Annotated in this window: 21 protein-coding genes; 12 read left to right on the plus strand and 9 right to left on the minus strand. The window is 72.9% G+C overall.

The annotated features are described in order from the left end of the window. From sucB to lipB, 4 genes are all read left to right on the plus strand, one after another. Positions 1–787: 2-oxoglutarate dehydrogenase, E2 component, dihydrolipoamide succinyltransferase (gene sucB, locus E1289_RS18815; RefSeq protein WP_131981899.1), on the plus strand; the 787-nt coding region annotated here is incomplete at its 5' end. 126 nt (positions 788–913) lie between these two features. After that, positions 914–1822 carry a TIGR01777 family oxidoreductase gene (locus tag E1289_RS18820; protein WP_131981901.1) on the plus strand — a complete coding sequence of 303 codons (909 nt, stop codon included), beginning with the start codon at positions 914–916 and terminating at the stop codon, positions 1820–1822. A gap of 93 nt (positions 1823–1915) precedes the next feature. After that, the gene (locus E1289_RS18825) at positions 1916–2653 is read left to right on the plus strand and encodes a peptidase E (protein ID WP_131981903.1); all 738 of its coding nucleotides are present in this window, start codon (positions 1916–1918) and stop codon (positions 2651–2653) included. Between the two features lie 33 nt (positions 2654–2686). Beyond that, positions 2687–3385, plus strand: a complete 699-nt coding sequence (gene lipB, locus E1289_RS18830) for a lipoyl(octanoyl) transferase LipB (RefSeq protein WP_243712944.1) — start codon at positions 2687–2689, stop codon at positions 3383–3385. Positions 3386–3399: 14 nt separating this feature from the next. Here the strand turns inward: lipB and E1289_RS18835 are convergent, their stop codons facing one another. Then, positions 3400–3909 (minus strand): YfbM family protein, encoded by a 510-nt coding sequence (locus E1289_RS18835; protein WP_131981905.1) that lies wholly within the window; start codon positions 3907–3909, stop codon positions 3400–3402. A gap of 195 nt (positions 3910–4104) precedes the next feature. On the opposite strand from E1289_RS18835, the gene lipA reads away from it, so the two are divergent. Beyond that, positions 4105–5034: a lipoyl synthase gene (gene lipA, locus E1289_RS18840; protein WP_131981907.1), complete on the plus strand. Its 930-nt coding sequence runs from the start codon at positions 4105–4107 to the stop codon at positions 5032–5034. Between the two features lie 36 nt (positions 5035–5070). Then, positions 5071–5766, plus strand: a complete 696-nt coding sequence (locus tag E1289_RS18845; protein ID WP_131981909.1) for a DUF4191 domain-containing protein — start codon at positions 5071–5073, stop codon at positions 5764–5766. Between the two features lie 226 nt (positions 5767–5992). Here the strand turns inward: E1289_RS18845 and E1289_RS18850 are convergent, their stop codons facing one another. Further along, a complete protein-coding gene (locus E1289_RS18850; protein WP_131981911.1) occupies positions 5993–6475 on the minus strand; it encodes an RDD family protein in 483 nt (160 codons plus the stop codon). Positions 6476–6625: 150 nt separating this feature from the next. Here E1289_RS18850 and glnA (E1289_RS18855) point away from each other — a divergent pair, with 150 nt between their 5' ends. Further along, positions 6626–8050, plus strand: a complete 1425-nt coding sequence (gene glnA / locus E1289_RS18855) for a type I glutamate--ammonia ligase (protein ID WP_131981913.1) — start codon at positions 6626–6628, stop codon at positions 8048–8050. Positions 8051–8128: 78 nt separating this feature from the next. Here the strand turns inward: glnA (E1289_RS18855) and E1289_RS18860 are convergent, their stop codons facing one another. Then, positions 8129–9157 (minus strand): saccharopine dehydrogenase NADP-binding domain-containing protein, encoded by a 1029-nt coding sequence (locus E1289_RS18860; RefSeq protein WP_131981915.1) that lies wholly within the window; start codon positions 9155–9157, stop codon positions 8129–8131. 111 nt (positions 9158–9268) lie between these two features. Between E1289_RS18860 and E1289_RS18865 the strand changes: the two genes are divergently transcribed. Next, complete coding sequence (locus E1289_RS18865; protein WP_131981916.1) at positions 9269–10249, plus strand: helix-turn-helix domain-containing protein; 981 nt, start codon at positions 9269–9271, stop codon at positions 10247–10249. A 143-nt stretch (positions 10250–10392) separates the two neighbouring features. Further along, positions 10393–12528 (plus strand): DEAD/DEAH box helicase, encoded by a 2136-nt coding sequence (locus tag E1289_RS18870; RefSeq protein WP_131981918.1) that lies wholly within the window; start codon positions 10393–10395, stop codon positions 12526–12528. Here the strand turns inward: E1289_RS18870 and E1289_RS18875 are convergent. After that, on the minus strand, positions 12525–14126 hold the full coding sequence (locus E1289_RS18875) for an alpha/beta hydrolase (RefSeq protein ID WP_131981920.1): 1602 nt from the start codon (positions 14124–14126) through the stop codon (positions 12525–12527). The genes E1289_RS18870 and E1289_RS18875 overlap by 4 nt on opposite strands. 250 nt (positions 14127–14376) lie before the next feature. Between E1289_RS18875 and E1289_RS18880 the strand changes: the two genes are divergently transcribed. Next, complete coding sequence (locus E1289_RS18880) at positions 14377–15291, plus strand: phosphatase PAP2 family protein (RefSeq protein ID WP_243712945.1); 915 nt, start codon at positions 14377–14379, stop codon at positions 15289–15291. 106 nt (positions 15292–15397) lie between these two features. On the opposite strand, the gene E1289_RS18885 is transcribed toward E1289_RS18880, so the two are convergent. The 5 genes from E1289_RS18885 to E1289_RS18905 all read right to left on the minus strand — a co-directional run bounded on the left by E1289_RS18885 (position 15398) and on the right by E1289_RS18905 (position 22463). Further along, positions 15398–18436 carry a bifunctional [glutamine synthetase] adenylyltransferase/[glutamine synthetase]-adenylyl-L-tyrosine phosphorylase gene (locus E1289_RS18885; protein WP_243712946.1) on the minus strand — a complete coding sequence of 1013 codons (3039 nt, stop codon included), beginning with the start codon at positions 18434–18436 and terminating at the stop codon, positions 15398–15400. 41 nt (positions 18437–18477) lie between these two features. Then, complete coding sequence (gene glnA, locus E1289_RS18890) at positions 18478–19839, minus strand: type I glutamate--ammonia ligase (RefSeq protein ID WP_131981924.1); 1362 nt, start codon at positions 19837–19839, stop codon at positions 18478–18480. 121 nt (positions 19840–19960) lie between these two features. After that, positions 19961–20803 carry an amino acid ABC transporter ATP-binding protein gene (locus E1289_RS18895; protein WP_131981926.1) on the minus strand — a complete coding sequence of 281 codons (843 nt, stop codon included), beginning with the start codon at positions 20801–20803 and terminating at the stop codon, positions 19961–19963. Next, a complete protein-coding gene (locus tag E1289_RS18900; RefSeq protein WP_243712947.1) occupies positions 20800–21681 on the minus strand; it encodes an amino acid ABC transporter permease in 882 nt (293 codons plus the stop codon). The genes E1289_RS18895 and E1289_RS18900 overlap by 4 nt, the downstream gene beginning before the upstream one ends. Next, the gene (locus tag E1289_RS18905; protein WP_243712948.1) at positions 21642–22463 is read right to left on the minus strand and encodes an ABC transporter substrate-binding protein; all 822 of its coding nucleotides are present in this window, start codon (positions 22461–22463) and stop codon (positions 21642–21644) included. The genes E1289_RS18900 and E1289_RS18905 overlap by 40 nt, the downstream gene beginning before the upstream one ends. A gap of 183 nt (positions 22464–22646) precedes the next feature. On the opposite strand from E1289_RS18905, the gene E1289_RS18910 reads away from it, so the two are divergent. Together E1289_RS18910 and E1289_RS18915 are read left to right on the plus strand one after the other, a co-directional pair. Next, a complete protein-coding gene (locus E1289_RS18910; RefSeq protein WP_243712949.1) occupies positions 22647–23678 on the plus strand; it encodes a terpene synthase family protein in 1032 nt (343 codons plus the stop codon). A gap of 79 nt (positions 23679–23757) precedes the next feature. Next, positions 23758–25539 (plus strand): NAD+ synthase, encoded by a 1782-nt coding sequence (locus E1289_RS18915; RefSeq protein ID WP_131981930.1) that lies wholly within the window; start codon positions 23758–23760, stop codon positions 25537–25539. Positions 25540–25669: the final 130 nt, after the last annotated feature.

The following is a 25669-nucleotide window of genomic DNA, read 5'->3' on the forward strand; positions in this document are numbered from 1 at the left end:
TGCCGGGGCCGGGCGGCGCCCGGCCCCGGCACCCGCCGGCGCCCCCGCCGAGCAGCTCGCGCTGCGCGGCCGGACCGAGAAGATGTCGCGCATGCGGCAGACGATCGCCCGCCGCATGGTGGAGTCGCTGCAGGTCGCCGCGCAGCTCACCACGGTCGTCGAGGTGGACATCACCAAGATCGCGCGGCTGCGGGAGCGGGCCAAGGCCGACTTCCAGGCCCGCGAGGGCGTCAAGCTGTCGTTCCTGCCGTTCTTCGCCATGGCGACCGTCGAGGCGCTCAAGGCGCACCCGAAGCTGAACGCGGTCATCAACGGCGAGACCAACGAGGTCACCTACCACGACGTGGAGAACCTCAGCATCGCGGTGGACGTGCCGGAGCGGGGCCTCATGGTCCCGGTCGTGCACAACGCGGGCCAGCTCAACCTGGGCGGCCTCGCGCAGCGGATCGCCGACCTCGCTGAGCGCACCCGCGCCGGCAAGGTGAGCCCGGACGAGCTGGCGGGCGGCACGTTCACGCTGACCAACACCGGCAGCCGCGGCGCGCTGTTCGACACCCCGATCCTCAACCAGCCGCAGGTCGGCATGCTCGGCACCGGCGCGGTCGTCAAGCGTCCCGCCGTGATCGACGACCCGGACCTGGGCGAGGTCATCGCGGTGCGCTCGATGGTCTACCTGGCGCTGACCTACGACCACCGGCTGGTCGACGGCGCGGACGCCGCCCGGTTCCTCGCCACGATCAAGCACCGCCTGGAGGAGGGCAACTTCGAGGCCGACCTGGGCCTCTGAGCCGCCGGCGGTGCACCGCCCGGGGCCCCGCCGCAGGCCGGCGGGGTCCCGCGGTCCATTCCGGGAAAACCCGGGAGCCGCTGAGAATTTCGGCTGCCGGTGGCGCGGTCCACCTAGGGTGGATGTATGAGGGTCACCGTCACGGGCTCGTCGGGCCTCATCGGCTCGGCGCTGGTGCAGTCGCTGCGGGAGGACGGCCACGAGGTCGTCCGGCTGATACGGCGCGAACCGTCCGCGCCCGACGAGGCGCGGTGGTCTCCCGCCGACGGCTGCGTCGAGGCGGCCGCGCTGGACGGCACGGACGCCGTGGTGCACCTGGCGGGCGCCGGGATCGGCGACCGGCCGTGGACGAAGGCGTACAAGCGCAAGGTCAGGGACAGCCGGCTCGTCGGCACCCGCACGATCGCGGAGGCGATCGCGGCGGCCGAGCGGCGGCCGGCCGTCCTGGTGTGCGGCTCGGCGATCGGCTACTACGGCGACACCGGCGGGCACGAGGTCGACGAGGACGCGCCGGCCGGCCGGGGCTTCCTGGCCGACCTCGTCCGCGACTGGGAGGCCGCCGCCACGCCCGCGGCGGAGGCGGGCGTGCGGGTCGTCCACCCGCGCACGGGCATCGTCCTGACGCGCGAGGGCGGGATGCTCGGCCGCACGCTGCCGCTGTTCCGGCTCGGACTGGGCGGCAGGCTCGGCGACGGCCGGCAGTGGATCAGCTGGATCTCCCTGCCCGACCAGGTCGCGGCGCTGCGGTTCCTCATCGACCGGGAGATCGCCGGGCCGGTCAACCTGACCGCGCCGAACCCGGTGACCAACGAGACCTACACGCGGGCGCTCGGCCGCGTCCTCAACCGGCCGACGCGGCTGTCCGTCCCCGCGTTCGCGCTCCGCGCGGCGCTGCGCGAGTTCGCCGACGAGGGGCCGCTGATCAGCCAGCGGGTCCTGCCGCGCCGGCTGGAGAAGGCCGGGTTCCGGTTCGCCCACGACGACGTGGCGGACGCCCTCGCCGCCGCCCTGTCCGTCCCGAGCCCCGCCCTCTGAGTCCCGTCAGTCCCAAGAATCGTCAAAGTCCCGGCCGATCCCGTTCGGTAGCCATACGGTGACATTGAGAGAGCTCGGCCCAGAGGAGGGTGAATGAGCACCGACGGACAGCCGCACATTCTCGCGATCGGCGGGGGCACGTTCGTGCCGGACGGCAGGGAGGGGCTCGCGCCCAGCCCGCTGCTGCGCTACGCGTTCGACCTGACCGGCCAGGACCGGCCGAGGGTCTGCTTCCTCACCACCGCGGTGGGCGACGGCGCCGAGTACGTCGCCCGCTTCTACGCCGCGTTCTCGTCCATGGACGCCGAGGTCAGCCACCTGGTCCTGTTCCCGATGCCGAACGTCCCCGACATCCGGGCGCACCTGCTCACCCAGGACCTGGTGTACGTGTCGGGCGGCAGCGTGGCGAACCTGCTGGCGCTGTGGCGGCTGCACGGCCTGGACGAGATCCTGCGCGAGGCATGGCAGGAGGGCGTGGTCCTGTCCGGGCAGAGCGCGGGCGCGCTGTGCTGGCACGTCGGCGGCAACACCGACTCGTTCGGGCCCCAGCTCCGCCCGATGACCGACGGCCTGGGCTTCCTGCCGTTCTCCTGCGGGGTGCACTACGACAGCGACCCGCAGCGGCGCCCGCTGCTGCAGCAGCTCGTGGGCGAGGGGGCGCTGCCGGGCGGGTACGCGGCGGACGAGGCCGTCGGGCTGCACTACGTCGGCACCGAGTTCGTCCAGGCCGTCTCCTACCGGCGCGAGGCCGGCGCCTACCGCGTCGAGCCGGACGGGCCGGGCACCGCGAAGGAGCACCGGCTGCAGCCCCGCCTCCTCGCCGAACTCTGAAGCGAGGCCCCATAAGGGCATAAGCTGGCCCGTGTGAGCGATGTGGACGTACGCGAGCTGGTGGTGGTGCACGCCGGGTTCGGCACGGCGGCCGTTCCCTACGCGGACGGATGGGAACTGCAGAAACGCACCCACGCGCTGCGGGTCGACGACGCCATCCCCGACACCGTCCTGCTGATGGAGCACGAGCCGGTCTACACGGCGGGCAAGCGCACCGGAGCGCTCGACCGGCCGCTCGGCGACCCCGGCGCCCCCGTCGTGGACGTGGACCGCGGCGGCAAGATCACCTGGCATGGTCCGGGGCAGCTCACCGGCTACCCGATCGTCCGGCTGGACGCCCCGAAGGACGTGGTCGGCTACGTACGGCTGCTGGAGCGGATGATGATGGACGTCTGCGCCGAGCTCGGCCTGGAGACCGTCACCGTGGAGGGGCACAGCGGACTGTGGGTGCCGGGCAGCCCGAACCGCAAGATCGGCTCCATCGGCATCCGGGTGGCGCGGGGTGTGGCGATGCACGGGTTCATGCTCAACTGCGACAACGACCTGGGCTGGTTCGACAAGATCGTTCCCTGCGGGATCCGCGACGTGGGATCCACCAGCCTCAGCCGCGAACTGGGCCGCGACGTGCCGGTCGCCGAGGTCGTCCCGATGGTCGAGCGGCACCTGGCCGCCGCGTTCGGCGCGGTGGCCACACTCCACCGCACCACGGCGCAACTGCGACCGGGAGCCTGAAGGGCCGCCGGGGCTCAGCCCTCGGGGGCCATCACCTTGTAGACGGCCTGCCCCTCGGCGGCGGCGGCCCCGAAGAACTTCGCCAGGCCGTCGTAGGCGGGCTTGAGCAGCCTGTCGCGGGCGGCGCCGTCGAGCCTGCCCGCGTCCTGGACGCCCGCGCGGCCCATCGCCGCCGGGTCGTACCGGCCGGCGATCTTCGCGAACGGCGTCGCGGCCAGGTGGTCGGCGGCCGGCTTGACCCGCTCCGGCGCCAGGTAGATGACGTCCATGCCCAGCTCGTCGGCGCCGTCCTCGGTGAGCAGCCGCCCCCCGCACACCAGGTCGGCCTCGGGCTGCCGCCCGTCCCACGGGTCGCCGGTGACGAGGTAGTGCACCGCCTGCCACGCCCAGCCGAGATCGAACAGTTCCGCCGCGCCGCGCCGGCGCCAGTCGGCGGTGCCGAAGATGTGGCGGGCGATCCGGCCGGGATCGGGCTCCCCCTCCAGCACCGGCGGCACCCTGAGGTACGACATTGCCAGGCCCACGGCGGTCCTCCTGCTAACGCTGTTGCGTGACGACAGGGAGTCACCCTAGAGAGATCAGCTGTTGGACATGACGGAAACACGCGAATCAGCGAGGTGAACGGGGTACTGTCATACGTTCGAGATCGCTCCGATACGCCTTTGAGCCCCGCGGCGGCCGATGTGCCGGACCGGAGATCCCGACGTACGCTGGGTGCCGTGACGACGGTGACACCTGAGGGACGCAGGCTCCTGCGCGTCGAGGCGCGCAACAGCCAGACCCCGATCGAGCGCAAGCCCGAGTGGATCAAGACCCGGCTGAAGATGGGCCCGCAGTACCGCGAACTCAGCGGGCTGGTGAAGTCCGAGGGCCTGCACACCGTGTGCCAGGAGGCCGGCTGCCCCAACATCTACGAATGCTGGGAGGACCGGGAGGCCACGTTCCTGATCGGCGGCGACCAGTGCACCCGGCGCTGCGACTTCTGCCAGATCGACACCGGGAGGCCGGCGGCCCTCGACCGGGACGAGCCGCGCCGCGTCGCCGAGTCCGTCGCCACGATGGGCCTGAAGTACGCCACCGTCACCGGTGTCGCCCGCGACGACCTCGACGACGGCGGGGCCTGGCTGTACGCCGAGACCGTCCGACAGATCCACGACGCGGTCCCCGGCTGCGGCGTCGAGCTGCTGATCCCCGACTTCAACGCGGTGCCCGAGCAGCTCGCCGAGGTCTTCTCGTCCCGCCCGGAGGTGCTCGCGCACAACGTGGAGACCGTCCCGCGGATCTTCAAGCGGATCCGGCCCGGTTTCCGCTACGAGCGCTCCCTCGACGTCCTCACGATGGCGCGGGCGGACGGCCTGGTCACCAAGTCCAACCTGATCCTCGGCATGGGCGAGACCCGCGAGGAGGTCTCGCAGGCCCTGCGCGACCTGCACGCGGCCGGCTGCGAGCTCGTCACGATCACCCAGTACCTGCGGCCGAGCCCCCGCCACCACCCGGTCGAGCGGTGGGTGAAGCCCGAGGAGTTCGTGGAACTGGCCGCCGAGGCCGAGGGCATCGGTTTCGCGGGCGTCATGTCGGGGCCGCTCGTCCGGTCCAGCTACCGCGCGGGCCGCCTGTACCGGCAGGCGATCGAGGCGCGGAAGGGCTGAGCGCGCGAACGTCGCGACACGACTATCCTTGGACCCATGTCGAAGAAGCCCACGGACGGGGCCCAGGAGCGTCCGGGCCGCCTCAAGCAGATCCGCATGGTCGCCCAGCTGCTCCGGCAGGCCGACCCGAAGGCCCTGCCGATCGTGTTCGCCTCGGCGATCGGCGCCCTGGTCGTCGTCATCCTCATCGGGCTGGCCTTCGGCCAGCTGTGGTTCTTCATCCCGATGGGGGTGCTGACCGCGCTGGCGGTCGGCATGATCGTGTTCGGCCAGCTGGCGCAGCGCGCGCAGTACAAGGCGATCGCCGGGCAGCCGGGCGCCGCCGTCGCGATCCTGAAGAACATGCGGGGCGACTGGACGGTCACCGAGGCCGTCAGCGGCAACCGCAACCTCGACATGGTGCACCGCGCGGTGGGCCGCCCCGGGGTGGTGCTGGTGTCGGAGGGCCCGCGCAGCCGCGTCGGCCCGCTGCTCGGCGCCGAGAAGAAGCGCCTGTCCCGTGCCGCGCAGCAGGTGCCGATCTACGACGTGCAGGTCGGGGACGACGAGGGCCAGATCCCGGTGGACAAGCTGCAGCGCCACCTGATGAAGCTTCCCCGCAACCTGAAGAAGCCGCAGGTGGCCGAGCTGAACGACCGGCTGCAGGCACTCCCCCGGTCGATGCAGATGCCGAAGGGCCCGATCCCGAAGGGCGTCAAGATGCCCAAGGGCCCCAAGCCGAAGATGCGCTGATTCCTTGCAGTCCCGGCCCACTTCGCTCGCTGGCGCTCGCTACGTGACCTGGCCTGTGCGAGCGCGGCACCGTCCTCCAGCCCCCGCCCACCACCATCCAATCGACGAGCTTCGCTCGGCCATCGCTTCGCGATCTTCCCGGTGCGGCTCGCCTCCGGCGTCGCCGCACCGGTCAGGTAACGCGCTCGCGTGCGTGGCGGAGGCCGCTTCGAAATGGATGAGGCGATCAGATGTTGACGACGATCGTGTTGGCGGCGCGGTCGTGGAGGCCGCGGTAGTCCCGGTCCCAGATGAGCGCGGGGACGACCAGCACGAGCAGCAGCGTCCGGACCAGTGACCAGCCGAGGCCGACGGGACGCCCGTCCAGGCGGGCGACGCGGATGCCGCACAGCCGCTTGCCGATCGTCGTGCCGATGAGCGCGGTCAGCAGCCACGCCTGGATCGCGAAGACGACCAGCGTCCACATGCTGCGCTGCGACGGGTCCCAGCCGAGCGAGCGCGCGAACAGGCTCGCGACCAGCATGGACAGGCCCCAGTCGACGAACAGCCCGACGAGCCGCCGCCCGTAGGACGCGACGGCGCCGCTCCCACTGGCCGGGAGGCCGAGCCGCTCGCCGGGGTCACCGAGGTCGGCGCCGGCGGAGCGCGCCCCGGTCAGCCACGTCTGCGTCCACCGCGGCCCGCCGGCCTTCGCCTTGCCACTGCTCATGCCCCTACGCTATCCGGTCCCCTCGGGAGCCCGGATCCGCCTTCCTGGGAAGGCGTGCGACCCGTAACACAGCGGAAACATATGAGACACGGCCGGGAAACGGCACCGCCATAGCCTGCGGGAAGCCAAGAAGCGCCCCAAGGAGGCTGGATGTTCAGCAGCGCCGAAGAGGTCCTGAGCTACATCAGGAACGAAGGTGTGCGATTCGTCGACTGCCGGTTCGTGGACCTGCCGGGCAAGATGCAGCACTTCACGTTCCCCGTCGAGAGCTTCGGCGAGAGCGTCTTCACCGAGGGGCTGATGTTCGACGGCTCGTCGGTCCGCGGTTTCCAGGAGATCCACGAGTCGGACATGCTCCTGCTCCCGGACCCGTCGACCGCCGTCATCGACCCGTTCCGCCAGCACAAGACCCTTAACCTGAACTTCTTCGTCCACGACCCGCTGACGGGTGAGCCGTACAGCCGCGACCCGCGCAACGTGGCCAAGAAGGCGCAGGACTACCTGCGCGGCACCGGCATCGCCGACACGTGCTATTTCGGTCCCGAGGCCGAGTTCTACATTTTCGACGACGTCCGGTTCGAGACCAAGGCGAACGCCGGCTACTACTACCTCGACTCGGTCGAGGGCGCGTGGAACACCGGCCGGGAGGAGCCCGGCGGCAACCTCGGCGCCAAGCCCCCCTACAAGGGCGGCTACTTCCCCGTCCCGCCGATGGACCACTACACGGACCTGCGTTCGGAGATGGTCACGCAGCTCCTCAAGGTCGGCATCCAGGTCGAGATGCAGCACCACGAGGTCGGCACCGCGGGCCAGGCCGAGATCGACTTCCGGTTCGACACCCTGCTGAACTCGGCCGACCAGCTCCTCCTGTACAAGTACATCGTCAAGAACGTCGCGCGCGCCGCCGGCAAGACCGTCACGTTCATGCCGAAGCCGATCTTCGGTGACAACGGCTCCGGCATGCACTGCCACCAGTCCCTGTGGAAGGACGGCTCGCCGCTGTTCTACGACGAGGTCGGCTACGCGGGCCTGTCCGACAACGCCCGCTACTACATCGGCGGCCTGCTCAAGCACGCGCCGTCCCTGCTGGCCTTCACCAACCCGACGGTGAACAGCTACCACCGGCTCGTCCCCGGCTACGAGGCACCGGTCAACCTGGTCTACTCGCAGCGCAACCGCTCGGCCTGCATCCGCATCCCGATCACCGGCTCGAACCCGAAGGCCAAGCGCGTCGAGTTCCGCGTGCCGGACCCGTCCTGCAACCCCTACCTCGCCTTCTCGGCGATGCTGATGGCCGGCCTGGACGGCATCAAGAACAAGATCGAGCCCGCGGAGCCGATCGACAAGGACCTCTACGAGCTGCCGCCCGAGGAGGCCCGCGCCATCCCGCAGGTCCCCGGTTCCCTCTCGGAGGTCCTCGCGGCCCTGGAGAGCGACCACGACTACCTCCTGGAAGGCGGCGTCTTCACCCAGGACCTCATCGAGACCTGGATCACGATGAAGACCGAGTTCGAGATCGACCCCATCCGCCTCCGCCCCCACCCGCACGAGTTCGAGCTCTATTACGACATCTGAGTTCGGAGGCCGAGGGGCCCGGCGGCCGTGTGCCGCCGGGCCCCTCGGCGTTCCGGCCCGGTCCGGCGCGGATGCCCGCTACGGGCGGGGGTCCAGGGAGATGTGCGGGGAGAGCGCGCGGAGGAAGTCCGGCGCGTCGAAGATCTCGCCGGCGGAGGCGACGCCGACCGTCCTGGTCCGCCCGGTGAGGATGCGGCCGACGGCCTCCACCACGAGCGGCGCGGTGACGGCGTAGATGTCGCGTCCCCGCGCCGTGGCGCGCCGCTCGGCGCCGCCGGAGCGCACGACGACGTCGACGACGAACGTCTGCGCCGAGCGTCCCAGTTCGTCGGCCGGGGCGGGTTCCGGGGTCTCCGGGGACGACAGGTCCCTTGCCGCCTCGACCGTCATGTAGGTGCGCACTTCGGGGATGTCGAGGTGGCTGGGGAGGGTGACGACGTCGGCCATGGTGAACTCCCCGATGACGGCTCGGCGCCCCGTCGGGGCGGGGAAGGGCCATTCCAGGGCCGGCGGGGCGTCGTCGCGGTACTCCAGCCGGCCGTTGCTGTGGCGGACGCGCCGGCCGTCCCGCCGCAGCCGGGAGACCGCGCCGGCGGCACGCGTCCCGGCGGTGGGGTGCCAGCCGCTCAGCCCGTAGGCGACGTGCGCCTCGTCGGCTGCCGTCCAGTCGCCCATCGCGGTCGTCGCCAGCAGGTCGCCGAGGCCGCCGTAGAAGGCCATCGCGGGGACGATCACCGCTCCGGCGGCACGGGCGCGGTCCGCGAAGTGCGCGAACGTGTCGGCGTTGGCCTCGATCTCGGCGGCCACGTCCACGTACGGGATCCCGGCGCGCAGGGCCGCCTCGATCACGGGGGCGGCCGTCGTCGCGAAGGGGCCGGCGGCGTTGACGACGGCCGCAGCGCCGGCCAGGGCCGCGTCGAGCGAGGCCGGGTCGTCGACCCGCGCCGGACGGACCTCCAGCCCGGATCCGGCCGCCAGCGCCGTCAGCTTCCCGGCGTCGCGCCCGGACGCGACCGGCACGAGGCCGCGCTCCCGGAGCCGTGCCACGACGAAGCGCCCGGTGTGCCCGTACGCGCCGTACACCGCCACCATGGGCCCTGATCCCACGGGTCCTCCTTCTCCTCGAACGACCCCTGCCGGGATCTGCCGCGACCATCCTGGCGGGCGGCACCCCGCCCGGCGAGTGTCTGGAACGCCATGATCCGTACAATTCCGGACATGAACACTGTCGCGCTGGCCGTCACCGACGGGATGCTGCACTTCGAGCTGTCGCTGGCGTACGAGGTCTTCGGGTCGGGCGGCCCGGCCGGCGTGGCCGCTCCCTGGTACGACCTCGCCGTCTGCGGGCGGGGGGCGGTGCTGGCCGGCCGGTTCCGGCTGGAGCCCGACCACGGACTCGACCACCTCCCGCGCGTCCAGACCGTGATCGTCCCGGGCTGGGCCGACACGGACGTGGAACCGCCCGCCGACCTGGTCGACGCGGTGCGCGCGGCGCACGAGGCCGGTGCGCGCGTGGCCTCCCTCTGCACGGGCGCGTTCGTGCTCGCCGCCGCCGGCCTGCTCGACGGGAGGCGCGCGACGACGCACTGGGCGCACACCGAGGCCCTGGCCGCGCGCTACCCCCGGGTGGAGGTCGACCCGGACGTGCTCTACGTGGACGACGGGAGCGTGCTCACCTCCGCCGGCAAGGCCGCCGCGATGGACCTGTGCCTGCATCTCGTCCGCCTCGACCACGGGGCCTCGACCGCCAACGCGCTCGCCCGCCGCCTTGTCGTGCCGCCGCACCGCGACGGCGGCCAGGCCCAGTTCGTCACGAGCCCGGTGCCCGCCCAGGACGGCCATCCGCTGGCCGAACTCCTCGGCTGGGCGATCGAGCGCCTGGACCGGCCGCTGACCGTGGAGGACCTGGCCCGCCGCGCGCGGATGAGCTCCCGCCATCTGGGCCGGCAGTTCAGGTCCGTGACCGGCACCACCCCGCTGCAGTGGCTGCTGGTCCAGCGGATCCGGCGCGCCCAGGAACTGCTGGAGAGTACCGACGACGGCATCGACGCCATCGCGGCGGCCACCGGCATGGGCACCGCCGCGACGCTGCGCCGGCACTTCAGGCGCACGGTCGGTGTACCTCCGGACACCTACCGCCGCACCTTCCGCGCGGGCAGGCCGCCGGATGGAGCGCCCGGGCCGTTCCGTCCGGTTTGACGGGGGCGGCTGGCATCATGTCCGCGGGGGCGCGGGAGCATGTCGGGCGCATCCCGCGGGACGGCAGAGCACCGGGCCTCGCCGCGTGCGAGCCGCTCGACGCACCGTGGACGGGCGGATCAGCGCGGGTGAGAGGGGGCGGGATGACGGACGACGCGAAGAGCGTCCTGCGGGGCGGGTACGCGCTGCTGGGCGCCGCGCGTGACCTGATCGCCGATCACCGGCGGGGGCTGGCGGACGTGCACGCGGCGCTGGCCCCGTTGCGGGCCGATGCCGCGCGGGAGCAGCTCGGGTCGATACCGCTCGCCCGGTTGAAGGACGTCACGGACGGGCGGCTGCGGCTCGGCCCGCTGGAGGAGGCCGGGTTCGCGAGCGTCGCCGATGTCCTGGAGGCGCCGCCGTACCGGCTTCAGCTGCTGCCGGGGATCGGGCCGCAGACCGCGCGGCAGCTGCACGCGGCGGCGGCGAGCCTGGCGGAGGCGGCGGAGCGGTCGGCGAGCATCCGGATCGACGTGGACCGGCGGGACGAGGCGATGACGCCCGTGGTCGTCGCGCTGCACCGGCTGGTCAACGCGGGGCCGGAGCTGCCGCGCGCCCGGGCCGCCGCCGAGGAGGTGGACGAGCGGTTCGGGCCGCTGGTGCACGACGCGAGACCGGCGGGGTCGTGGTGGCGGCGGATCTTCGCGCGGCCGGCGCGGCGGGAGCGGGCGCGGGAGGCGGTCGGCGAGCTGGCCGGGGCGCTGCGGGACGAGGAGGCCCGGGGGTCCCGGCTGCTCATCTCGCAGGCGTCGGTGGATCTGCTGCGGCCGCATGTCTCCCCGGACGAGGCGTGGATCGACTTCGAGCTGCGCGCGTCCGACTACCAGACCCTGCTGGCGGAGCTGGCGGCGCTGGATCCGGAGCGGGACGCCGCCCAGGGGTTCCTGCCGGGTGATCTGGCGGCGCGGGTCAAGGCGCAGCCGCTCGATGACACGTACCGGCGTGTCTCCCTGCGCGGTTACCAGTCGTTCGGGGCGCGGTTCGCGCTCGTCCAGCGGCGGGTGATCCTGGGCGACGAGATGGGGCTCGGGAAGACCGTCCAGGCGATCGCCGCCATCGCGCACCTGCGGGCGCGGGGGGCGACGCACTTCCTCGTGGCGTGCCCGGCGAGCGTGCTGATCAACTGGGTCCGGGAGATCGAGTCGCGCAGCACGCTCGCCGCGCATCCGCTGCACGGGCACGGGCGCGCGGCGGCGTTGCGGAAGTGGGCCGGGGACGGCGGCATCGCCGTGACGACGCTGGCCACGCTGCATTCGCTGAACGTCCCGGACGAGGTCGAGCTCGGCATGTTCGTCGTCGACGAGGCCCACTACGCCAAGAACCACGAGACCCGCCGCGCCCGGGCCGTCGCCCACTGGTGCCGGCGGACCGAGAACGTGCTGTTCCTGACGGGGACGCCGATGGAGAACCGGGTCGAGGAGTTCCGGAGCCTGGTATCGCACCTGCGGCCCGAGGTGGCCGGGCAGGTGCGTCCGAGCGACGCGGCCATGGGCGCGCGGGCGTTCCGGTCGGCGGTCGCGCCGGTCTACCTGCGGCGCAACCAGCGGGACGTGCTCGTCGAGCTGCCCGAGGTCGTGCACGTGGACGAGCTGGAGGAGTTCAGCCGGGCGGACGCGGCGGCCTACCGGCGGGCCGTGGCGGACGGCAACTTCATGGCGATGCGCCGCGCCGCGTACGCCGTCCCGAAGAAGTCCGCCAAGCTCGGGCGCCTGGTGGAACTGGTGGAGGAGGCCGACGCCAACGATCTGAAGGTGGTGGTGTTCTCCTACTTCCGGGACGTGCTGGACGCCGTCCACGGCGCGCTCGGCCCGCGGGCCCGCGGGCCGATCTCCGGTGGGACACCGCCGGCCCGGCGCCAGGAGATGGTGGACGCGTTCACCGCCGAGCCCGGGCATGCCGTCCTGCTGGCGCAGATCCAGGCGGGCGGGGTCGGCCTCAACCTGCAGGCCGCGTCCGTGGTGATCATCTGTGAGCCGCAGGTGAAGCCGACCATGGAGGCGCAGGCGATCGCCCGCGCGCACCGGATGGGGCAGGTGCGGACCGTCCAGGTGCACCGGCTGCTGACGCCCGGCGGCGTGGACGAGCGGATGCTGGAGATCCTCCAGGTCAAGACCATGCTTTTCGACGAGTACGCGCGGCGCAGCGACCTCGCGGAGCGGACGCCCGACGCGGTCGACATCTCCGAGCAGGCCCTCGCCCGGCAGATCGTCGCCGAGGAGCAGGAGCGGCTCGGGACCTAGGCCCGGGATTCAGGAGGCCCGGGGCGCCGGCCGCAGGTGGCGTCGGCCGCGGGGACGGTGCCCTGGAGAAGGTAGGCGTGCACCGTCTCGCGGACGCAGGGGTCGCCGGTGTCGTAGGCGCCGTGCCCGTCCCCCCGGAGCGTGAGGAGCGTCGCCCGTCCGCCCAGTTCCCTCGTCAGCGCGGGAGCCCACGCGTAGGGGGTGGCCGGGTCGCCGGTGTTGCCGATCACGAGGATCGGCGCGGCGGACGGCGCCGACACCTCGCGGGCCGCGTCGTCGCCCGCCACCGGCCAGCCCGTGCACTCCAGCAGGCTCCAGGCCATCGACGTCCCGAAGACCGGGGAGGCGGCGCGGAACCTCGGCAGGAGCCGCCGGACGTCGGCCGGGGTGTGCCGGTCGGCGCGGTCCGCGCAGCTGATCGCGGTGTTGGCGGCGGCGAGGTTGGTGTAGGTTCCGTCCTCGCCGCGGCCGTTGTGCGTGTCGGCGAGCATGAGCAGCAGCGAGCCGTCACGCCGCTTGACCGCGTCGACGAGGCCCTGCGCGAGGTAGGGCCAGGCGTCCCTGGAGTACAGCCCGGCGGCCACCCCGGTCATGGCGAGGCTCTGGGTGAGCTCGCGGCCGGCGGACGTGGGCAGGGGGGTCCGGTCGAGCCCGTCCATGATCCGCCCGATCGACGCCACGACGGACGGGCCGTCGGTCCCCATCGGGCAGTGCTTGCGGCCGAGCCGCGCGCAGGCCGCGCCGAAGTCGCCGAGGGCGCGCTGGAACGCGGCGGCCTGCTGGAGGGCGAGGTCCACGCCGCCGATCCCGGGGGCGACGGCGGCGTCGAGGACCGCGCGGCCGACCCTGTCGGGGAACTGGCGGGCGTAGGCGCCGCCGAGCCAGGTGCCGTAGGAGACCCCGAAGTAGTTCAGCTTCTCGTCGCCGAGGGCGGTGCGGATCAGTTCCATGTCGCCGGCCGCGTTGCGGGTGCCGACGTGCGGCAGGAGGCCGCCGGAGCGGGCCGCGCACCGCGCCGCGTACGCGGCGCGGTCGTCGAGGTACGCCTTTTCCTCGGCGGGTGTGTCGGGGCTGTCGTCGCGGGCGACGAGTTCGTCCATGCGCCGGTCGCCGACGCAGGTCACGGGGGTGCTGCGCCCGACGCCGCGCGGATCGAACGCGACCAGGTCGTAGCGCGTGCCCAGTTCCGCGTACTGGCCCGCGAAGCGGGCGAGCGTGTCGACGCCGTCCCCGCCCGGCCCGCCGAAGTTGAACAGCAGCGAGCCGATGCGGCGGCGCGGCTCGGACGCCGGCGTCTTGAGCAGCGCGATGTCGATCTTCCGGCCGGACGGGTCGGCGTAGTCCAGGGGCACCTTCAGGGTCGCGCACCGGAATCCGGCCGGCGGCTTCGCCAGGCCCGGCGCCGGTTTCGGAAGCCCGGTGCAGCGCTTCCAGTCCGGTGGGGAGACGGCGGCGGGGGGAGTGCTCGACTCGACCGCGGCCGTCGTCGCCGCCGCCCGTTGCGCGGCCGTCCCACTCAGGCATGAGATGAGGCCGGAAACGGCCAGTGCGGCGGCGCCGATCAGCACGGTGCCGGATATCGCCCTCTGACGGGCCATTCGTCCCCCCGTTCGTCTCACGGGGGGTGATCAAGACGTACCCAGGTCCTTCCAAGCTGACTCTTCCTTCTAAACTGACTCCCGATCAGTGCCGGGCTCCACGTGGGGAGGAGTCGCAAATGGGTACGGACCGCAAAAACACTCCCCCGGAAGTCCGGATACCGCGTCAGGGTCGTACTACTCAAGTCTGAGATGAAGACCATTCGCCGCGGTGATCACAGCCGGGGGGCGCCCCGCGAAGATAGGTACCATGGCTCAAACCGCCCCCCCAGCAGCCCGCGGATACGAGGCCCCCGAGGCTAGACGAGGCGAGCGGCGAACGGCGGCCGCGGCGATGCGGCGCCGGGTGCGCACCGCGCCTCCGGTGTGGCGTGAGCTTCTTCTGGTCGTCCTCTTCTACACCGCTTATACGCTGACGCGCATCATTCTGGTTCAGGACGGTACCGGGCCCGCGTTCGAGAACGCCGACCAGATCCTCGCCGCGGAGCGTGCCCTGGGGCTGGACATCGAGCTCTACCTCAACGAGACGCTGCTGGCCGTGCCGTGGCTGGCGCGCGCGGCGAACGTCTTCTACGCGACGATGCACTTCATCGTGACGCTCGGCGTCGTCGTCTGGCTGTACCGGTACCGTCCGCAGCACTACCGGTGGCTCCGCACGTCGATCATGGTGGCGACCGGGGTGGCGCTGCTCGGTTTCTGGCTGTACCCGCTGGCGCCGCCGAGGTTCCTGCAGCACGAGGGCTTCGTCGACCCGGTGACGGCGCTGCACTCGCTCGGCCTGTACGCGAGCGACGCGTCCGGGACGCTCACCAACCAGTACGCGGCCATGCCGTCGATGCACGCCGGATGGGCGCTGTGGTGCGGGGTCATCCTGGTCAAGCTGGCCGCGCACAAGTGGACCAAGGCCCTCGGGGCGATGTACCCCGCCACGACCGTCGTCGTCATCCTCTCCACCGCCAACCACTACGTGCTGGACGCGGTGGCCGGGATCGCGCTGGTCAGCGGGGCGCTGTGGCTGTCGTGGGTGCTGTACGCGCGGTGCCCGGGGCCGCTGCTGGTCGCGCGGGCCCGCGTCTCCCACCGCCTCGCGCAGCGCACCGGCCGCGGCGCGGGCGGCGGCCGCGCGGCCGGCTCCCCCGCCACCCGGTGCGCCGGGCGCACCTGACCGCCCCGTGCACAAGGAACCCGTGCCCCCGACGAACCCGTGCCCCGGATGAACCCGTGCACCCGATGACCGCCGTGTACCACGCTGGTGGTACACGGCCGGCCCGTCACTCCGCCCCGTAGAAGACGCGGTCCACGACGGCGCGGGCGCGGCGGGCGTGCCGGCGGTGGTCCTCCAGGAGGTCTCCCGTCCCGGGGTAGCCGAGGACGCGGGACACGGCGCTGCGCTCCCGGTGGTGGTCGGTGGGCAGCAGGTCGGACGCGCGGCCCCGCACCAGCATCATCGCGCCGCGGATGCGGGTCGCCAGGCACCACGCCTCTTCGAGGACGCCGGCGTCCTCGGCGTTCAGCAGGCGGGCCTGCACCGCCGCGTCCAGCGTGTCCAGCGTGCGGGTGGTGCGCAGCGCGGGGACCTCGTGCGCGTGCCGGAGCTGGAGCAGCTGCGCGACCCACTCGACGTCGGCGAGGCCGCCGGGGCCGAGCTTGGTGTGCAGCCGGCGGTCGACGCCGCGCGGCAGCCGCTCGGCCTCCATCCTGGCCTTCAGCCGCCGGATCTGCCGGACGGCGTCGTCGTCGATGCCGCCCTCCGGCCAGCGGACCGGGTCGATCAGGGCGCGGAACCGGTCGCGCAGCCCCGCGTCGCCGATCAGCGGGTCGGCGCGCAGCAGCGCCTGCGCCTCCCACGGCTCCGACCAGCGGGCGTAGTAGGCGGCGTAGGACGCCAGCGTGCGGACCAGCGGGCCCTGCCGGCCCTCCGGGCGCAGGTTCGGGTCGATCTCCAGCGGCGGGTCGGGGGCGGGCAGGGCGAGCAGGCGGCGCAGCTCCTCGGCGACGGCGTGGGCGGCGCGCCCGGCGGCCCGCTCGTCGGCGCCGGGCAGCGGCTCGTGCACGAACATCACGTCGGCGTCGCTGCCGTAGCCGAGCTCGTGCCCGCCGAACCGGCCCATCGCGACGACGGCCATCCGGGTCGGCAGCGACTCCCGCGACTCCATCTCGATCTTGTGGACGGCGGCGCGGAGGGCGGCCTCGACGGTGATCGTGGCGATGCCCGTGAGGGCCTCCCCCACGGTGCGGACGTCGGTCATGCCGAGCAGGTCGCCGACCGCGACGCGGAACAGCTCCCTGCGCCGCAGCCCCCGCACGACCCCCACGGCCTCCTCCGCCGAGGAGGCCGTGTCCTCCGCATGCCGGCGGACCGCGGCGAGCGCCTCCGAGCGGAGGGCCTCGAAGGGACGCGGCGCCAGATCGGCGTCGCTGCCGAGGATCGCGACCGCCTCGGGGGCGCGCAGCAGCAGGTCGGTGGCGTAGCGGCTGGACCCGAGCATCCAGGCCATCCGCTCGGCGACGGTCACCTCGTCCCGCAGCAGCCGCAGGTACCAGGGGGTGGTGCCGAGCGCGTCGCTGACCTGCCGGAAGCCGAGCAGGCCCGCGTCGGGGTCGGGCGCGTCGGCGAACCAGCCGAGCATCACCGGCAGCAGCGTCCGCTGGATCGCGGCGCGCCGCGACACCCCGGACGTCAGCGCCTCGATGTGCCGGAGCGCCCCCGCGGGGTCGCCGTAGCCGAGGGCCTCCAGCCGGGTGCGGGCGGCCTCGGGGGTGAGCCTGGCCTCCTGCCCGGGCAGCCGCGCCACCGCCCGCAGCAGCGGCCGGTAGAACAGCTTCTCGTGGATGCGGCGGACCTCGCGGGCGTGCCGCCGCCACAGCGCGGTGAACTCCCCGACCGGGTCGGTGCGCAGCCCGAGGGCACGGCCGAGGCGGCGCAGGCCGTCCTCGTCGCCGGGGACGAGATGGGTGCGGCGCAGCCGGTGCAGCTGGACGAGGTGCTCCACCCGCCGCAGGAACCGGTACGCCGAGGCCAGCGCCGCGGCGTCGTCGCGCCCGACGTACCCGCCCCGGGACAGGTCGGCGAGGGCGTCCAGCGTGGTGGGGCTGCGGAGCGTCTCGTCGGCGCGGCCGTGGACGAGCTGGAGCAGCTGCACGGCGAACTCGACGTCCCGCAGCCCGCCGGGCCCGAGCTTGAGCTGGCGTTCGGAGTCGGCGGTGCGGCGGCCGAGGTCGGCCTCGACGCGGCGCCGCATGGCCTGGACGTCCTCGACGAAGCTCTCGCCCTCGGCGGCCTTCCACACGATCGGGGTGATGGTGTCCATGTAGCGGGCGCCGAGGTCCGCGTCGCCCGCGATGGGGCGGGCCTTCAGCAGGGCCTGGAACTCCCACGTCTTGGCCCAGCGCTCGTAGTAGGCGCGGTGGCTGGCGAGGGTCCGCACGAGCGGGCCGGCCTTGCCCTCGGGGCGCAGCGCGGCGTCCACCTCCCAGAGCGCGCCCTCCTCGGTGCTGGCCGAGCAGGCGCGCATCATCGCCGACGCCAGCCGGGTCGCGGTGCGCAGCGCGGCGTCCTCGGGCTCGTCCGCGCCGTCGCCGCCGGCCTCGGCGACGAAGATCACGTCGACGTCGCTGACGTAGTTCAGCTCGCGTCCCCCGGCCTTGCCCATGCCGATGACGGCGAGCCGGCACGCCCCGTGCCCGGGGACCTCGGCGCGGGCGACCGCGAGGCCCGCCTCCAGCGCGGCGGCGGCGAGGTCGGCCAGCTCCGCGGCCACCTCGGGGACGTCCGCCACGCCGATCAGGTCGCGTCCCGCCAGGGCGAGAAGCCGCCTGCGGTACGCGACGCGCAGCGCGCCGAGAGTCCCGGGACCGGATCCGGACGCCACCGGCTCCGCCGCGGCCGGGTCGGCGCCGACGGCGGCCAGGAGGTCGTCGCGGGGCGTCCCGGCCGGCGCCGGGGGGCCGTCGCGCAGGACCCGCCAGTGGCCCGGGTGCCGGGCCAGGTGGTCGCCGAGCGATGCGCTCACCCCGAGGACGGCGGTGAGCCGCTCCCGCGTGCCGGGCTCCTTCGCGAGGGCCTCCCTCAGCTCGGCCCCGGCGCCCTGTTCGTCGGCGGCGGCGAGGAGGCGCAGCAGCCCGGCCAGCGCGAGGTCGGGGTCGGCGGTGCCGCCGAGGGCGTCCAGCAGGTCGCCGCCGACCGGGCCGCCGCCGGCGCGCTCCGCCTCGCGCAGCAGCCGCTCGGCGCGGGCCGCGCCGGTGAAGCCGAGCCTCGCCAGGCGCCCGGCGAGGGAGGGACGGCGGTCGGAGATCCAGGACTCGGTCACAGAGTCCACCGTAATCCGGCGGGGCCCCGGGCGTAGTCCGGTCAGAGGACCGCCAGCAGCCTCTTCCGTTCGAACTCGGTCACCTGCCGCCGGTAGTCCTCCCACTCCTGGCGCTTGTTGCGCAGGAAGAAGTCGAACACGTGCTCTCCCAGGACGTCGGCGACCAGCTCGCTGCGCTCCATCGCGTGGATCGCGTCGTCCAGGTCCTGCGGGAGCGGCTCGATGCCGAGGGCGCGCCGCTCGGCGACGGTGAGCGCCCACACGTCGTCCTCCGCGCCCGGCGGAAGCTCGTAGCCCTCCTCGATGCCCTTCAGGCCGGCGCCGAGGATCGCCGCGAACGCCAGGTAGGGGTTCGCGGCCGTGTCCAGCGACCGGAACTCGATCCGGGTCGAGTGGCCCTTGTGCGGCTTGTACATCGGGACGCGGACGAGCGCCGACCGGTTGTTGTGGCCCCAGCAGATGTAGGACGGCGCCTCTCCCCCGGCGCCGGCGGCGGAGCCGACGTTGCCCCACAGCCGCTTGTAGGAGTTGACCCACTGGTTGCAGACCGCGGTGATCTCGGCGGAGTGGCGGAGCAGCCCCGCGATGAACGCCCGCCCGACCTTGGAGAGCTTGAACTCCGCGCCCGGCTCGTAGAAGGCGTTGCGGTCGCCCTCGAACAGCGACATGTGGGTGTGCATGCCGGAGCCCGGATGCTCGGTGAACGGCTTGGGCATGAACGAGGCGTACACGCCCTGCTCCAGCGCGACCTCCTTCATCACCAGCCGGAACGTCATGATGTTGTCGGCGGTGGTGAGCGCGTCGGCGTACCTGAGGTCGATCTCCTGCTGGCCGGGGGCGCCCTCGTGGTGGCTGTACTCCACCGAGATGCCCATCGACTCCAGCATCATGATCGCGTTGCGGCGGAAGTCGTGCGCGGCGCTGTGCGGGGTGTGGTCGAAGTAGCCGCCCGCGTCGGCCGGCTCGGGCTCGCGGCCGTCCTCCGGCTTGTCGCTGAGCAGGAAGAACTCGATCTCGGGATGGGTGTAGAAGGTGAAGCCGAGGTCGGCGGCCCGCGCGAGCGCCCGCTTGAGGACGTAGCGGGGGTCGGCGAAGCTCGGCGTCCCGTCCGGCATGAGGATGTCGCAGAACATGCGGCCGACGCCGGGCGACTCCGACCGCCACGGCAGCACCTGGAACGTGGACGGGTCCGGCTTGGCGATCATGTCGGCCTCGTACACCCGCGCGAAGCCCTCGATCGCCGACCCGTCGAACCCGATGCCCTCGGCGAAGGCGCCCTCCAGCTCGGCGGGGGCGACGGCCACCGACTTCAGGAACCCGAGCACGTCGGTGAACCACAGCCGGATGAAACGGATGTCGCGCTCCTCCAGGGTGCGGAGCACGAACTCCTGCTGACGGTCCAATGCCTTCTCCCTCGGTACTGCCTGCCGAACTGCCCTGCCGATGGACGCGGACGGGCGCGCGTGCCGGCCGATCGCCGGTCCGGCCACACTCGCAGTATGCCCCGCCGCTGTTACCCCGACGTTACGCGTCCCGCTCCGCTGCACGGAACATATCCGACTCCGCCGCCTCCCCGACCCGCGCGGCGGCCGGATCGAGGACGCGGGACAGGAACGCCCGGGTCCGCTCGTGCGCGGGGTCGTCGATGACCCGCGACGGCGGGCCCTCCTCCACGATCACGCCGCCGTCCATGAACACCACCCGGTCGGCCACCTCCCGGGCGAAGCTCATCTCGTGGGTGACCACGAGCATCGTCATCCCCTCCTCCGCGAGACCCCGCATGACGCCGAGGACGTCGCCGACGAGCTCGGGGTCCAGCGCGGACGTCGGCTCGTCGAACAGCATCACCTCGGGGCCCATCGCCAGTGCCCGGGCGATCGCCACGCGCTGCTGCTGCCCGCCGGACAGCCGCGCCGGATAGGAGTCGACCTTGTCGGCGAGCCCCACCCGCCCCAGGAGTTCCCGGGCGATCCGCTCGGCCTCCGGCCGCGCCCGCCGCAGTACCTTGCGCTGGGCGATCACGACGTTGCCGAGGGCGGTCAGGTGCGGGAAGAGGTCGAACGACTGGAACACCATGCCGATCCGGCGGCGGACGGCGTCGATGTCGACCTCGGGGCCGGTGAGGTCCACGCCGACGACCCGGACCGTCCCCGCGGTCGGCTCCTCCAGGAGGTTGACGCAGCGCAGCAGCGTCGACTTGCCCGACCCGGACGGGCCGATGACGCACACCACCTCGCCCGGCGCGACACGGAGGTCGACGCCGCGCAGCACCTCGTTCGTCCCGAACGACTTGTGCAGGCCCCGGATCTCGACGGTGCCCCCGCCGGCCCGCCTCGCGTCGGCCTCGCTTCCACCGGAACCCGTCATCGCTGCCCCCTGCGCTGCCGCGCCTCAAGCCGCCTGGCCAGCAGGCTCAGCGGAATCGTGATGATCAGATAGCAGATCCCGGCCACGATGATCGGGGTCGTGTTGCCCTGCTCGCCGGCGAGGTCGCGGCCGAACTTGGTGAGCTCCCGCTGCTCCAGCGTGATGCCGAGGAACAGCACGAGCGAGGAGTCCTTGCAGAGCAGCACCAGCTCGTTCGTCAGCGGCGGGATGATGATCCGGAACGCCTGCGGGATGACGATGGAGCGCATCGCCCGGGAGTGCGACATGCCGAGCGAGCGCGCCGCCTCCAGCTGCCCCTTGGGGACGGCCTCGATCCCGGCCCGGATCGTCTCGGCCATGTACGCGGTGGCGGCGAGGCCGAGGGCGAGCCCGGCCTGCCCGGCCGCGCCGCCGGGGATGCTGGTGCCGGGGAAGGCCAGCGGCACGCCGACGCCCACGAAGATGAAGATCAGCAGCAGCGGGAGGCCGCGGAAGATCTCGATGTAGGCGGTGGCGAACCACCGGTACGGGGGCACCGACGACAGCCGCATCAGCGCGACGAGGAGGCCGCCGCCGAGGCCGAGGCCGAACCCGACCGCGGTGTAGACGGCCGTGTTGCGGAGCCCGACCGTGATGACGTCGGGGAACAGGCTCCGGGCGACGTCCCAGTTGGCGAAGTTCAGCCGCAGCGTCTCCCAGTCGGCGAGCACGGCGACCAGCACGACGGCGGCGGCGAACAGGCCGTACTGGCCGCCGAGGAAGAGCCGCCGGCGGCGCCGGCGGGTCAGCCCGCCCGGCGCCGCCCCGACCGGCTCGGCGGACTCGACGGAACCGGCCGTCACGATCCGCCGCCGGCCGCCGGCATCGGCCCGATCCACCTCTCGTGGATCTTCCGGTAGGTGCCGTCCGCCTTCGCCTGCGCGATGACCTCATTGGTGATCTTGACGAGCTCGGGGTTGTGGCCCTTGCGCATCCACATCCCGTACTGCTCGCCGGTGTTCAGGTTCGCGACGATCTCGAACTCCGCGTTCGCCGGGTCCTTCAGCCAGCCCTTGACGACCGGGTCGTCCTGGACGATCACGTCGACCTGGCCGGTGCGCAGCCCGTTCAGCTCGGCGTTGGAGTTGTCGAACGAGCGGGGGTCGAAGCCCTTGTCCTTGACGAAGTCCTCGCCGGTGGTGCCCGCCTGCGAGCCGAGCTTGAGCTTCTTGGCCTTGACGTCTTCCAGCGAGGCGACGCCGCTGCCCTTCTTCGCCATCAGCGACTGGGTGGCGTCGAAGTACGGGTCGGAGACGTCCATGAACCTGACGCGCTCGGGCTTGATCGTCATGCCGCCCATCTGGATGTCGCACTTGCCGGCGTTCAGCGCCGACCCCGTCCGCATCGTCTCGAACGGCGTGTCGACGACCTTCTGGGTGACGCCGAGCCGTTTGGCGACGAGGTCGATGATGTCGACGTCGAAGCCGACGACCTTGCCGGTCTTCTGGTCCTCGGACTGGAACGGCGGGTACGGGAGGTGCGTGCACGAGGTCAGCGCGCCCTCCTCGATGAGCTTCACACCCTGCACGGTGGCGCCCTTCTCGCCTCCGCACGCCGGCGCGGTCAGCGCCAGGGCGGCGAGTCCCGCGGCCAGTGCCCAACGCTTGTGCCGTCTGGACACGTTTCCTCCTGGGGGGAGCAGTTCTTTGATCATCGATCTATCCCGCTTTTCTGATCTTCTAACTATTTCTCCCCGCCCTCCTTGGCCCGCGGTGCGGCGACTCCCGCCCGTGATCATCCCCGCAGTGCGGTTTCCGGAAAATTGACGTGGCGATCAAGCAGCCCAGACGAAGTGATCATTAGCGTGAGCAGGGTCGTGGACATCTCTCTTCTCTTCTCGATGAGCGACCGGGTGCCCGCGCTGGCGACACCGTCGGCCATGCACCCGGAGTCGTGGCAGCTGCGCGCGCAGGTGGAGGCCTGGGCACGCGGCCGGGGACTGGTGCTCGGAGATCCGGACACCTCGTCGCTCGGCCGGGCCCGGTGCGAGCGGCTCGCCGCGCGGGTCTTCCCCACCGCCGACCCGGACTCCGTGGACCTGTTCGCCCGCTGGCTCACCTGGACGCTCGCGCTGGACGACACGATGGACCACCCGCCGCTCGCCGACAGCGGCAGCGCCGTCCACGCCCTTTACGACGACCTGCTGCGCGCGATGCGGCGCGGCCACGCCCGGCCGGGGGCCCGGCCGCTGGAGGGCGCGCTGGTCGAGCTGTGGCACACCACCTCCAAGAGCATGAGCCGCGACTGGCGCCGCCGGTTCATGCTGCATCTGGAGGCGCACCGGGACGGCTGCGCGAAGGAGTCGGTCAACCGCCGCATCAGGCACGTCCCCACCGAGGCGGAGTACGCGCCGCTGCGCCGCCGGGCGTGCGGGCCGTTCCTGTACGACCTCATCGAGCCCGTCCTCGGCGTCGAGCTGCCGGCGCGGCTGCTGCGGACCCCCCGCTGGAGCACGCTCGCGGACGGCGTCGCGGACGTCGTGGCCTGGTCCAACGACCTCGCTTCGCACGACCTGGAGGCGGCCCGCGGCGACACGCACGACCTGCCCGCCGTCCTCGCCCGCGCGCGGGGGCTGGACGCCGAGCAGGCGGCCGCCGCGGTCGCGGAGCGGATCGCGGACCGGCTGGAGGAGGCGTGGACGGCGGCGCGCAGGCTGCCCGACATGCTCGACCGGCTGGAGCTCACCGTCGCGCAGCGCTCCGCCGCCGCCCAGGTCGTGAAGGCCCTGCTGGACACGCCGCGCGCCCACCTGGACTGGCTGGCCGAGTCGGGCCGCTACGCGCCGGCGGCGGACCACGCCCCGCTGCGCCTGGACGCCCTCGCCTCACTCCGGTGATCATCCAACCGCCGCGCACGCCCGGAACGCACTTTTCGTCAGACTGACGAAACAAGATCCGGAGATTTATCCTTGGAACGTGGCTCAACTCCGGATCGCGCTAGCGCAGGTGAACTCGGCCGTCGGTGACCTCGACGGCAACGCCGACAAGATCGTCGACTGGGTCCGGCGCGCCGCCGGTGCGGACGCGCACCTGGTCGCCTTCCCCGAGATGATGCTGACCGGGTACCCGGTGGAGGACCTCGCCCTGCGCGCGTCCTTCGTCGAGGCGTCCCGGCGCGCCCTCGTTCGCCTCGCCCGCAGGCTCGCCGACGAGGGCCTCGGCGACCTCCCCGTCGTCACCGGCTACCTCGACCGGCGCCCGGTCGGGCTCGTCCGGTCCGGGCAGCCCGCCGGGGCACCGCTCGACGGCGCCGCGTGGCTCCACCGCGGCGAGGTCCTGGTGCGGTCGGCCAAGCACCACCTGCCCAACTACGGCGTGTTCGACGAGTACCGGATCTTCGTGCGGGGCGACCGGCTGCCCGTCGTCCGCGTGCACGGCGTCGACGTCGCGACCGTCGTCTGCGAGGACCTCTGGCAGGACGGCGGACCCGTCAGCGTCACCGGCGCCTCGGGGGCGGGGCTGCTCCTGGCCGTCAACGCCTCCCCGTACGAGCGCGACAAGGACGACGTCCGCCTCGATCTGTGCGCCCGCCGCGCCCGCGAGGCCGGCTGCGCCCTCGCCTACGTCAACCTGGTCGGCGGCCAGGACGAGCTGGTCTTCGACGGCGACTCCGTCGTCGTCGGCGCCGACGGCACGCTCCTCGCCCGCGCCCCCCGTTTCGTCGAGCACCTCCTCATCGCCGACCTCGCGCTCCCCGCCGGCGCCGCCGACCCGCCGCGCGGCCCCGTGGACGCGCTGGACGGCACCACGATCACCATCGACCGGCACGTCGTGTCGCCCGACCCCCTGCCCGCCTACCCGGTCGCCCCGCAGACCGTCGCCGAGCCGCTGGACGACCTCGCCGAGGTGTACGCGGCGCTCGTCCTCGGCACCCGCGACTACGCCCGCAAGAACGGGTTCCGCTCGGTCGTCCTCGGCCTGTCCGGCGGCATCGACTCGGCCCTCGTCGCCACCATCGCGTCCGACGCCCTCGGCCCCGAGAACGTGCACGCGATCCTGCTGCCGAGCCGCCACTCCTCCGAGGGATCCGTCGTCGACGCCGAGGACCTCGTCAAACGGCAGGGCGTCAACTCCCGCATCGTCCCCATCGCGGGCATGGTCGAGGCGTTCGAGGAGCAGCTCGAACTGACCGGCCTCGCCGCCGAGAACCTCCAGGCCCGCATCCGCGCCAACGTCTGGATGGGCCTGTCGAACGAGCACGGCCACCTCGTCCTCACCGGCGGCAACAAGAGCGAGCTCGCCACCGGCTACTCCACCCTCTACGGCGACTCAGCGGGCGGCTTCGCCCCCATCAAGGACGTCTTCAAGCTCACCGTGTGGGACCTGGCCCGCTGGCGCAACGCGCAGACCGGTTCCGACCTCCCGTTCCTGCACCCCTTCGCCGAGGAGCCCATCCCCGAGGCGATCATCGAGAAGGAGCCGTCCGCCGAACTGCGCCCCGGCCAGCGCGACAGCGACAGCCTGCCGCCGTACAGCGAGCTGGACCCCCTCCTGGCCGACTACGTGGAACGGGACATGGGCCGCGGCGCCCTGATCTCCGCCGGCCACGACCCGGCCCTGGTCGACCGCGTGATCCGCCTGGTCGACATAGCCGAGTACAAGCGCCGCCAGTACCCGCCCGGCCCGAAGATCACCCCGAAGAACTTCGGCCGGGACCGCCGCCTACCCATAACCAACCTCTGGCGAGAACTGAGCTAGCCCCGCTTCCGCACATCGGGGGCATGGAGTGGAAGCCGCGGGTGCGGGCCTGCCTGAATGATCACCTCACGGGTCGTGCGGCCGGAGGTCGCTCTGCGACCGGAGGCCGCACGACCCGCCGCACGGCGAG

The sequence above is a fragment of the Actinomadura sp. 6K520 genome (assembly GCF_004349245.1).
In the GTDB taxonomy this organism is placed as follows: Bacteria; Actinomycetota; Actinomycetes; order Streptosporangiales; family Streptosporangiaceae; genus Spirillospora.